The organism is Psychrobacter sp. MES7-P7E (assembly GCF_002863645.1).
In the GTDB taxonomy this organism is placed as follows: Bacteria; Pseudomonadota; Gammaproteobacteria; order Pseudomonadales; family Moraxellaceae; genus Psychrobacter.
Genome location: NZ_PJBU01000018.1, coordinates 1 through 6,585, shown reverse-complemented (window position 1 = coordinate 6,585; position 6,585 = coordinate 1). Strand labels below are relative to the sequence as shown.

The following is a 6,585-nucleotide window of genomic DNA, read 5'->3' as shown; positions in this document are numbered from 1 at the left end:
TATACCCCTACCGGCTAAATACAAAGATCATGCGTTGACCGGCAATCATAAGGGGTTTAGAGATTGCCATATTAAACCTGACTTGGTGCTAATCTACCGTATTCAGAGCGATACGGTAGATTTCGTTAGGTTGGGAAGCCATTCAGAGGTGTTTGATTAGTCTGTTTTAGGTGGTTCCATAATAACAGTCTGTTTTAAGTAGTCTGTTAATAGATTTTTGGAGTGAAATAGCTGGTTCCGCTGGGGTATAGTCAAAAAATCATCCTCAAAAAAACGCTATTTCTCAAAAGAGTTGTCGTATTGCTCTACTAGTGCTAAATAGTCAGCTTTGTTCGAATACATATGTTATGGTTTGTAACTAAACCTAACAGCTAAGGAATAAATTTATGAAAAAAATATTGGTTGTAGTACTTGCAGCAACATTTGCTTCTGCTGCGTTTGCTCATAGTGGTGGAACTAACTCAGAAGGTTGTCATAACGACACTAAAAGAGGTACTTACCACTGTCATTAAAAATATAACTTCATATTATTTTTATGATACGTGCTTAGAATTTTAGCTGTAAGGTGCTAACTAGCACCTTACAGCTTTTTAAAATATATTAGTTAATGTACTAGACGGCATCAAGTTAAGCTTAATTATAATTGCAGCTATCAATCCACAAATCAAAATACATACTGCTACTGCCCGCAATAAAAATCCTTTATTTTTCATAGATTACCTCTCAATCTACTCTATAAATATGCCTATAAAAATCAGGTAAGTACTTACCATTGATTAAAAAAGATTAATTTTAAAGCTTTGTAATACGGTTGCGAATAGTGCAAAAAATAAAGCCGTCAGCAAGCTACTAGACAATAATGCCATACCAAAACCAAATTTGTTGAGCAGGTAAGGGAATAACAAGAAAAAAGGCAACGTTCCGAGAACATACCAAAAGGTATAGTAGGCGTGATTACTTATCTTAGCTATCGGCTGCTTTTCAACATATAGCCAAATTAAGGTAAGGAGCGTGACTAAAGGCAAGGAGGCAAGCAAAGCACCGACTCTGTCGCTACGTTTCGCAACCTCAGAGATAATAACAACCAGTGAGGCAGTGATTGCGTATTTAAGCCATATATTCAAGATACTCTCCTAAACACAGAATCACCCTATTCAGATTTTATTAATTTCAACAGATACATGAGAAAGTTGAGGTAGGGATTCTGATAATATTTTTTTGTATTCTTCTATACTTAAAGGGGATGTTGAGGAAACTGAAAGGATGGCAGCTTGGTGGGTTGACGCAATTTTCCAGACATGAATATCGTTAATAATCGTATTTCTCTTATCAAGAGTCTGCGATATCTTCTCAAAAGTTGAAACATCAACAGATTTATCTAAAAGCACGGTACTCGATTCTTTGATCAATCCATAAGACCAGTGAAGAATCACTATTGCACCGACAATGCCCATGACAGGATCAATCCAGATGATGCCCATATATTTACCGGTCAATAACGCCACGATAGCAAGCACAGAAGTAAGGGCATCTGCTAACACATGTAAATAAGCCGCTTTCATATTGTGATCATGATCATGATGATGGTCGGAATCGCCATGATGATCATGATGGTGATGGTCATCTTTAAGTATAAATGCCGACACTATGTTTACGATTAGACCGACAACAGCAACGATAATGGCTTCGTTAAAATATATATTATTTGGCTCTATTATTCGTTGGACTGATTCTAAAATCATTAATAATGCGACAATGGCTAATGCAATGGCACTCGCAAAACCACCGAGATAATTTACCTTACCCGTACCAAAACTAAATGATTTATTATTAGCGTTCTTTTTAGCGTACGAATAAGCAAAAATGGCAATAAGAAATGCGGCTGAATGCGTGCCCATGTGCCACCCATCAGCAAGTAATGCCATAGAGCCAGACCATGTACCAGCAGCGATCTCTAAAACCATGATTATCGTCGTCAACCAAAATACAATCTTTACTTTAGATTTGTTTTGGGCGCTATCGACACCGAAATCATGAGAGTGTTCCCACTGAATAGTTGATTCTTTCACGTTTTAAATCCTTAGCTGTGTATGAAAAGATGGCAATCTTATGTATTATAAACATCATCAATAAATATACTACCCCCCAGTATAAAATGAGGTAATAAAAATAATGTCACACACTCAAAAAAGTAGGAGCAAGCTACTAGGACGTATCAGACGTATTAAAGGGCAATCGGTAGCAATAGAGGCATCATTAGAAGGTAATCCTGAATGCATGGCTCTTTTGCAGCAAATAGCGGCATTAAAGGGGGCGGTAAACGGTCTTATGAAGGAGGTTTTAGAAGAGCATATAAGAGAACATTTAGGGGCAGAAGACATTACCCAACAACAACGTCAACAAGAGATAGAAGACGTGTTATCTATCCTAAAAACTTATCTAAAATAGAAAAAGCATAACAATATTTCAAAAGGAATTATTTTTTCATGTTAGAAATACTATTATTGGCGTTAGCACTGGCTGCGGATGCGTTTGCCGCTTCAATCGGTCTTGGATCCACTCACAAAAGCGATGTTAAGCCACAGTTTATAAAAATGGCGTTACTCATTGGATTATATTTCGGTGTTGCTCAGGGGGTGATGCCGCTGATTGGTTATGCGCTTGGCTCTACCATGCTGGGTTGGTTTTCTGAAGGGGCTGCTTGGGTTGCTTTTGTCATACTGGTCGCGCTTGGGATTAAGATGCTCTATGAGTCACGTTCCGTTAACGATGATGAGACTCGGATCAATTTGAGTCATAAAACACTGCTGTCGTTGGCTATCGCTACCAGTCTTGATGCGATGGGCGCAGGTTTTACTTTGAATCTATTGTCAGTTAATGCTTATTTAGCATGTTTAATCATTGCACTAACGACCGCTATTTTAAGTGTTTTAGGGGCTTATATAGGACGCCAATCAGGAACATGGCTGGGCAGTTGGGCAGAAGCTTTGGGCGGTCTGGTGTTGATAGCTATTGGCGTGAATATGGTGGTTTAAAGGCGGTCTTATATTTAAGAATTTTTAGAAACTAATCGAAAGATAGGAATACGATTGCTTCATGTTGACAGGTACACTGCTATGTACATTGAGCTGCTATAAATAATGTAGGCTATTGTTATCATTAGCCTACAAACGAAGGTTCGAGTCCTCACTAGGGAACCGAACTTATCTAACACACTCATAAGACCTAGTATTCAAGATACTCTCTGATAGGACGTTTATTAAACTGAGCAGGGTCTTTTTTAAGGCGGTTAATCATTTCAAACTCCCAAGCATTCGGGTCTTGACCTGCTGGACTGGTAGAACTAACCAAGTGATTATAATCGGCAATAAAGCTAGGATTACGAGCGATACGCCCCAGCTGCTTATCGTTTAATCCTTCAATGGTAAACATATCAGATGTATCACCGTCCCTTCCACTTGCTAAATTCTGAGTGCTTTTAGGCTTTTCTTTATCTGAGATCTTGAACTTAAAACCTATTATCGTTCTACCTTTTTTAACTTGCTCATAGCCAACTTTGATATCAGTTTTTTCATTAATTTCTTGAACCGCAAGGTCTAAAACTCTTAATTTAAAATTCCCCATTCTTTTATATTCACTAGATTCTATACCTAGTTGACTTCTAAATCTCTCAAGCTCAAACATAGGGGTATTTTTAGCTTGTTTCCATTGCACTAGTAGCTCATAAAGTCTTACAGAGTAAATGCTATCCATACTTGCTGTTTGTTCTAGTAGATAAGAAGTAAAAAAGTCTTCCGCACCATCAATACGGCTGATTCCTTTAACTACAGCAAGGGTAAAAACCAATTCAATTGCACCCTCATCATCAAGATAAGTCACTTCTTGAATCCAACGCGACTTGACGATCTTTCCATGTTCATTGACGTAACTGAAACGTCTGTTAAATAGGTTTTCTTCAGCGTCTTTCATTCGCTGATAGCCATTCTGTCGAGTGGTTTCAAACATTTCTGCGTAGCGTAAGGCATCAATACGTAGAGGCTTATCAGTACTCAGTCCAGTATTTGTTTCTCTTGCATCTACTATTGCTAATTGAATAATTCGGATTTCAGGCAAAGATAAGTTTTGTAAGGCTGAATTAAGCTGATTTGTTTTGACGACTAAATTACCCTTAGACATACAATTTCCTTGTAAGTTATTTATGACTACACTACCATTACTTAGTATATTAATCTACATAAAAAAATTAGTAGATTAATGGTAAGTAAACGTAGTCATATGGGTAAGTAAACGTAGTCATATGGGTAAGTAAACGTAGTCATATGGGTAAGTAAACGTAGTCATATGAAGTCTACAACCCTTTGATACCAATGGATACAGAGGGCTTAAAAGCATTTAAAAGCATTTAAAAGCATAAAAAGCATTTTTTAATTTTTTTATTAATTGAAAAGACAAGAAATAAAAGCCCTAGTTACAGAAAAATATCAGGAGTTTTCTTGGATTAGGTAAATGATAAATTCTTTCTATCTTATCCATTAATTTATTTTTAACCTTAGTGATAAGCTATAGAAACCACTATATTTGCCTACAGAATTAGATCTAACAACCTTCTTTCTCTATTCTGATACCTTCCTAGCCTTTTTAGTATTATTTCGCTCTACAGAGATCCTACGGCTTTCTAGCTGCATTGCTTCATTCAATCTAGCGATTTCCTCTCGATTTAGCCCTTCAATCGCCACTAAGTAAGGCTCAACACGTTTTTTAAGGGTGTCATAGCTCGCTTCTGCAACGCTTTTATCCAATCTAGCTTTCTCATAGTCCATTAGGATGCTGTTAGCAGCCTTCACAGTCGGTTCTATTTGCTCAATAACGGCTGCTGTGACCTTTTCCCCATACCTAGCCTTGCTTTCAAACATTTCAGGCTTAAGTGATACGGTTGTAATACTAAAATCTCTAGCATGGTTGATGTCGTGGTAATATTCCTTGATGCTGGTATGCTTGGCTTTAGAGCCTTCTTTGCCCCTCATTAGCCCTAGATCAGCGACCTTATTGGCAAAATCGGTTTGCATCTTGTTTAATTTAGCCCTACCGCCTAGAAAATTCTTACAGTTGAGCTTCCCCTTTTGGTCAATAGGTACGACATAAGCGACTAGATGCGGTGTGCTTATGTCTCGATGAATACTCATACCTGCAATGTTTTCTTCCCCATGCTGATCAATGAGCCACTGAGCAGACCGCTTAAAAAATTCTACTTCTTGGCTTTTTCCCCAACCTTCCCATTCAGGACTGGCGGTTAGCAAATACTCAATGCATAGCACTGCATCCGAACGTCTTTTTTCAGGAAGTCGATCTTTTATTGCCTGTTTGACTGCTTCAGGGGTAGCAACGGTATGATGATTTTTAGGGGTCAGGTTGGGGTCAGCATTGGGCGTTTCTATCGTTCGGTAGCTGTGCGCAAGACTGCTACCAATGTTGCCCATCGTCTTTAATTTTGCCGTCCTCAAAATCGCATAGTTCATTGCCACTTTTTTCCTATAATTGGGTGCTATTTTACTAAAGTGTACCTACTACACCATAATTTCACCTGTTAGGAAAGCGTAATTTTTACGGCAAAAGGCGGTAAAAAAGGGCGGTTTTTCACTGTTTTTCGACTTGGCTGTTTACAGATTGTAAACACCTTTTTCCTTTATAAATCAACAACTAAGGACGATTTTGTTTGCACTTTGCAAACACTTCAATTTCAATAAACCTAACAATATCAGCTATTTGGCAGTCCCTTTAGGGTGCGTAAGGTGTAGTCATTAAATTAGGTAGAAAATGACGGGTCTTTTATCTGTCGTAAAATCTGCTACAAAAAAGGGGTTATAAGAGCGTTACTTCTCGTTTTTCACTGGCATAATCATAGCTTGGTACAAACAACTTATTAACCTAAAAAAATCATCTGTAGCTACAGATGATTCTAATAGCGGAGTTATTTATGAGCATGATCGGTGTATCAGTAGCCAGCAGTAAAAGTCTTCAGCTTGAAGCTACCCAAGAAGCCTATAATAAAGCTGTCGTGAAGCTTAATTTGCTGTTGATTGACGATAAAACGCACGAAGAAGTGGTCAGAAGCAAGCTATTTGAAGTCATGGATGAAAGAAATCAGCTTGGCAAATACTCCACTTCTGATCTGTATGTCATGCAAAAAAGCATTGAGAAAACGGTTGATGATTTTCTTGCTGGATTGAATGAGCAGACTATTACCGCTTAGATTAGCGACAGATGGAACGCTAAAGTCATTGAGGTTTAATTACCTTTTGCTTATATTGGGAGTACATATATAAGCAAAAGGTGACTAATATGACTACAACTAATTATAATATACGGCTTGACCAGGATCTGAAGGACAGGTCTTTTTCTGTTCTTGAAAGCTATGGACTAACGCCTTCACAAGCCATAAGACTGTTCTTAAACCAAGTAGCCGATACCAATACAGTTCCCTTGTCTTTTGACTATCAACAACCTAAGCTCAATGCGCAAACTATCGCTGCTATTGCAGAGGTCGCGAGCGGTAAAGGTAGTAAGTACAACAGCTTTGGTGATTTG

At 38.1% G+C, this 6,585-nt stretch carries 10 protein-coding genes; 6 read left to right on the top strand and 4 right to left on the bottom strand.

Annotated features, from left to right (window positions below; translation table 11 throughout):
- Both CXF62_RS01085 and CXF62_RS01080 read left to right on the top strand, forming a co-directional pair.
- Window positions 1-160: type II toxin-antitoxin system RelE/ParE family toxin (locus CXF62_RS01085; protein WP_145990511.1), on the top strand; the 160-nt coding region annotated here is incomplete at its 5' end.
- 226 nt (window positions 161-386) lie between these two features.
- Window positions 387-512, top strand: a complete 126-nt coding sequence (locus CXF62_RS01080) for a YHYH domain-containing protein (RefSeq protein WP_102092601.1) — start codon at window positions 387-389, stop codon at window positions 510-512.
- Window positions 513-776: 264 nt separating this feature from the next.
- Here CXF62_RS01080 and CXF62_RS01075 read toward each other — a convergent pair whose 3' ends face one another.
- Together CXF62_RS01075 and dmeF are read right to left on the bottom strand one after the other, a co-directional pair.
- Window positions 777-1,127: a DUF3147 family protein gene (locus CXF62_RS01075; RefSeq protein ID WP_102092600.1), complete on the bottom strand. Its 351-nt coding sequence runs from the start codon at window positions 1,125-1,127 to the stop codon at window positions 777-779.
- 27 nt (window positions 1,128-1,154) lie between these two features.
- Window positions 1,155-2,069, bottom strand: coding sequence for a CDF family Co(II)/Ni(II) efflux transporter DmeF (dmeF, locus tag CXF62_RS01070; protein ID WP_102092599.1), 915 nt, complete (start codon window positions 2,067-2,069; stop codon window positions 1,155-1,157).
- Between the two features lie 103 nt (window positions 2,070-2,172).
- Between dmeF and CXF62_RS01065 the strand changes: the two genes are divergently transcribed.
- Window positions 2,173-2,448, top strand: coding sequence for a metal/formaldehyde-sensitive transcriptional repressor (locus tag CXF62_RS01065; protein WP_102092598.1), 276 nt, complete (start codon window positions 2,173-2,175; stop codon window positions 2,446-2,448).
- Window positions 2,449-2,486: 38 nt separating this feature from the next.
- Window positions 2,487-3,035: a manganese efflux pump MntP gene (locus CXF62_RS01060; protein ID WP_102092597.1), complete on the top strand. Its 549-nt coding sequence runs from the start codon at window positions 2,487-2,489 to the stop codon at window positions 3,033-3,035.
- A 190-nt stretch (window positions 3,036-3,225) separates the two neighbouring features.
- Here CXF62_RS01060 and repM read toward each other — a convergent pair whose 3' ends face one another.
- Together repM and mobV are read right to left on the bottom strand one after the other, a co-directional pair.
- Window positions 3,226-4,176: a replication initiation protein RepM gene (repM, locus tag CXF62_RS01055; protein WP_102092596.1), complete on the bottom strand. Its 951-nt coding sequence runs from the start codon at window positions 4,174-4,176 to the stop codon at window positions 3,226-3,228.
- 437 nt (window positions 4,177-4,613) lie between these two features.
- Complete coding sequence (gene mobV / locus CXF62_RS01050; protein ID WP_102092595.1) at window positions 4,614-5,516, bottom strand: MobV family relaxase; 903 nt, start codon at window positions 5,514-5,516, stop codon at window positions 4,614-4,616.
- Between the two features lie 458 nt (window positions 5,517-5,974).
- Here mobV and CXF62_RS01045 point away from each other — a divergent pair, with 458 nt between their 5' ends.
- Together CXF62_RS01045 and CXF62_RS01040 are read left to right on the top strand one after the other, a co-directional pair.
- On the top strand, window positions 5,975-6,250 hold the full coding sequence (locus CXF62_RS01045; protein WP_102092594.1) for a hypothetical protein: 276 nt from the start codon (window positions 5,975-5,977) through the stop codon (window positions 6,248-6,250).
- 89 nt (window positions 6,251-6,339) lie between these two features.
- Window positions 6,340-6,585, top strand: a 246-nt coding sequence (locus tag CXF62_RS01040) for a type II toxin-antitoxin system RelB/DinJ family antitoxin (protein WP_102092593.1), incomplete at its 3' end; no start/stop codon positions are given.

Excerpts from the sequence above, each read along its gene's own strand:
- CXF62_RS01080 (WP_102092601.1), top strand. The coding sequence starts at position 387 with ATGAAAAAAATATTGGTTGTAGTACTTGCAGCAACATTTGCTTCTGCT.
- CXF62_RS01065 (WP_102092598.1), top strand. The coding sequence starts at position 2,173 with ATGTCACACACTCAAAAAAGTAGGAGCAAGCTACTAGGACGTATCAGA.
- CXF62_RS01060 (WP_102092597.1), top strand. The coding sequence starts at position 2,487 with ATGTTAGAAATACTATTATTGGCGTTAGCACTGGCTGCGGATGCGTTT.
- repM (WP_102092596.1), bottom strand. The coding sequence starts at position 4,176 with ATGTCTAAGGGTAATTTAGTCGTCAAAACAAATCAGCTTAATTCAGCC.
- mobV (WP_102092595.1), bottom strand. The coding sequence starts at position 5,516 with ATGAACTATGCGATTTTGAGGACGGCAAAATTAAAGACGATGGGCAAC.
- CXF62_RS01045 (WP_102092594.1), top strand. The coding sequence starts at position 5,975 with ATGAGCATGATCGGTGTATCAGTAGCCAGCAGTAAAAGTCTTCAGCTT.